Here is a 1925-nt window from a genome sequence, read left to right as displayed (position 1 = left end):
TATATACCATAATTACAAAGGTGACATGTACAAAGGTGACATGGTTCCGTTTTGCATGTTCCCTGCAAGCCTTTTGCCTAATGTTTCTTTCAGAGAAAAGATGGGAAACCTAATAGTGTGCAATTGTTAAAATAGTCCGAATGGGCTAATTTCTGTAGAGGTTAAAAAGCATGAACATCAAACGATACCAGCTATCAATTATCAGTGCCTGTTTGTTTGCTCTCGTCAGCCCAACCGTGGGTTATTCCCAAGAACCTGAGACTATCCTCCAAAAACCTGGAACTATTTCTGAAGAAGCTGAGACTATTCCTCAAAAACCCTTGACTATCCCTGAAGAGGCTGAGACTATCCTCCAAAACTCTGAGATTGGCTATACACCAGAGTTTGTCAATTTTTACATGGGGCAATGTGTTGGGACTAAGGGCTCAGAGGCTCAGGCTTTTTGTCAGTGTACCATTGATAAAATTCAAGAAAAATACCCCTATGAAGAGTTTCTAAGTATTGGTCTGGAAATTACTGGTGGTGCGGAACCTCCTGAAGATTTCAATAAACTGATTAAGTCCTGTGAAGCTGGGAATTAGTAATTAGACATCATAGGTGAAAATTAGCGATTAGCCGTTGTTATGTCAAATTTATGGCATTGCTGAGGGGCGGGATAAATATCAGTGGGGTGGGCATCCTGCCCGCCTGGGAATTGTAACGGGCAAGATGCCCGTTTCACAGCCAGATGCCCATTCCATCAAGATGCCCGTTCCATCAAGATGCCCGTTCCACAGCCAGATGCCCGTTCCACAAAACTATTAAAATAAAATCATCCCGCATTTATGCAACGCCAATTTTTTTCTGGCTCTTCAAACGAATGAATAATCAAATATAGAGACATATTGGATACTTTGTGTTACAAAAACTCGCACTTGGACACGGATGGCATAATAGGACAAATTAGGTTTTTTAAGAAAAAATAATTAACATTATTAAAAAAAATCACGTAGAATGAAGAGATAAAAACTATGCCAACGCCAACAATCTGAATTGCCGAAAATTTAAACGGTGAAGCTTGTATATTCCTTGGAGGAGACTTAATTATGGTTGACTGTAGTTTTTCTTTAACCTCCTTAAGTGCTTCTAGTGCCTGAGTTGCACCGGAGTAAGGCTCAGAATAATTGTAGTGTACCATTTTATCTAAAACTGCTGCTAGTTCATCACTGACCTTGACTTGGTTATTACGCCAGATTATTTTGTTATTTTCATCCCATTGTAGGGTGTTGGGCAGTTCTCCTGTAAGTGCTTGGATTCCAATCATTCCCACTGCGTATATATCACTACTGAGGTTAGGATAACCCTTGGCTTGTTCAGGAGCCATGTAGCCTGGTGTGCCAATCCTAACAGTCGGTGCTGTAGGCTGGTTATCAGGTTGCAACTTTTTTACGGCTCCAAAGTCAATCAGAACCACTTTGCCATCTTGCTTACGTCTCATTAAGTTAGACGGTTTAATGTCGCGGTGGATAAGGTTATGCTGTTGAATAACTTCTAATGCCTGTAAAATTTGTTGTAAAAGCTCTATAACTAATGTTTCACTAAACGTTTGCCCTCTCTCCAATTCTTGGCTTAGATCATGTCCTTGAATATATTCCTGAACTAAGTAGCGCTGACCGTTTTCTTCTAAATAAGCCATTATTTGCGGAATTAGGTCATTTTTGGCTAATTCTTGCAAAGTTTTTGCTTCTTCTTCAAATAATCGTTTGGCTATCTCCCACTCAGAGGCGTCGGTAGTCTCAGGCTTCAATTGTTTAACTACACAGTCGGGAGAGCCCAGTAAATGTTGGTCTTCTGCTAACCATGTCTGACCGTATGTACCTTCGCCAAGTTTGTCGATAATGTGATAGCGTCCGCCTATCGTTTTTCCTAACATCAAATCCACCCTA

At 40.6% G+C, this 1925-nt stretch carries 3 protein-coding genes; 2 read left to right on the top strand and 1 reads right to left on the bottom strand.

All coding sequences use genetic code 11. The features are described 5' to 3' along the window. The first annotated feature begins 170 nt into the window (after window positions 1–170). Window positions 171–581 carry a hypothetical protein gene (locus tag LYNGBM3L_RS12860; protein ID WP_008183555.1) on the top strand — a complete coding sequence of 137 codons (411 nt, stop codon included), beginning with the start codon at window positions 171–173 and terminating at the stop codon, window positions 579–581. 37 nt (window positions 582–618) lie between these two features. Further along, a complete protein-coding gene (locus LYNGBM3L_RS40530; protein WP_131827482.1) occupies window positions 619–804 on the top strand; it encodes a hypothetical protein in 186 nt (61 codons plus the stop codon). 94 nt (window positions 805–898) lie between these two features. On the opposite strand, the gene LYNGBM3L_RS12855 is transcribed toward LYNGBM3L_RS40530, so the two are convergent. Beyond that, window positions 899–1925: serine/threonine-protein kinase (locus tag LYNGBM3L_RS12855; protein WP_207554344.1), on the bottom strand; the 1027-nt coding region annotated here is incomplete at its 5' end.

Source organism: Moorena producens 3L, assembly GCF_000211815.1.
In the GTDB taxonomy this organism is placed as follows: Bacteria; Cyanobacteriota; Cyanobacteriia; order Cyanobacteriales; family Coleofasciculaceae; genus Moorena; species Moorena producens.
Note: the sequence above shows the minus strand (reverse complement) of the source record. Positions and strands in the feature narration are given on the sequence as shown.

Bases quoted from the DNA above. Each gene is read 5' to 3' on its own strand.
- LYNGBM3L_RS12860 (WP_008183555.1), top strand. From the start codon at position 171: ATGAACATCAAACGATACCAGCTATCAATTATCAGTGCCTGTTTGTTT.